The sequence below is a fragment of the Prevotella sp. OH937_COT-195 genome, from assembly GCF_003932845.1.
Taxonomy (GTDB): Bacteria; Bacteroidota; Bacteroidia; order Bacteroidales; family Bacteroidaceae; genus Prevotella.
Window position 1 is genome coordinate 1 of the sequence record NZ_RQZH01000078.1, and the last position, 1,108, is coordinate 1,108.

1 protein-coding gene is annotated in these 1,108 nt (G+C 27.4%); it reads right to left on the reverse strand.

Annotation, left to right across the window (positions count from 1 at the left end; all coding sequences use genetic code 11):
- Positions 1-781: 781 nt before the first annotated feature.
- Positions 782-1,108 (reverse strand): ATP-binding cassette domain-containing protein (locus tag EII32_RS11300; RefSeq protein ID WP_125235466.1); only part of this gene is annotated, 327 nt, incomplete at its 5' end.

Below are 1,108 nucleotides of genomic sequence, written 5' to 3' on the forward strand. Positions count from 1 at the left end.
GTTTTACATGGTGTGAAATGTTTGTAATAAAATAAATACGCAACAAAAATAAATATGTTGTAATTATAATATAACATATTTATTTTATTATTTCGAGAATTTATAAAAAAGCCTATAGCAAACTATAAGAGCTTGCTATAGACTTTTAAAAGTCCCTTTATTTAGAAGTCGCTCGAAGTAAAAAACTTACACACTAATAATATTCAAAAGAACATTATTAATGTATCACAAGTAAGCTATTAAACCAAGAAAATTTATTTATAATATATTTTTTTCAATACAAATAGATATATCACAAAATAATTAATAAAGTCCTCTGAAACTGAAAAAGTCCTTAGTAAGCTTTATAGACTTACTAAGGCTTTCTAGAAAGTTCTTAATGCATAATAGAATGTGTCTATTTAACAAAAGAGTGGCTACACAACAAATATAACTGTAGTGTATCTACACTATAGCATAGATAAGTAAGTATGCCGAGAAAGATCTATAGATATTGTTCCATTAAGTTTTTTATTGAATATATCGTATCATATTTTCAGAACATTCTTTTTTTGAAGAATAGATACGTAGTAGACTAGACACTACATTTATATAGAAGATGAAAAAATCCCCACACTATTGCAATAGTGTGGGGATTGGTGCATTAATTGTTAATCATTTTCGTTACTTAAATTATAACATTACCTATTGAAGGATTGCAAAGTTATGAGAAATAATGATTAAGAAAAGAAGATATTTAAATACTTTTAATTGATGATAATATATTGATACTTTAATTGTTTTATTTCTGCGTTAAGTAACCATCTTCCATATGAAAGATTTTGTCGCAAAATTTAGTTAACCGTTCATCGTGAGTAACAATAATACATATTTTTTGACGTTGTTTAGACTGTTCTTTTAGTATTTTCATAACTGTCATCGCATTTTCAGTATCGAGTGATGCGGTTGGCTCATCAGCTAAAATAATAGATGGCTGTGTATAAATTGCTTTAGCAATCGCAACACGTTGTTTCTGTCCTCCTGACACTTCAGAAGGCAATTTATTCTCGATTTCTTTCAAACCTAAATCGTCTAACAATTTATCATGTTCATGAGTACTTAACACATC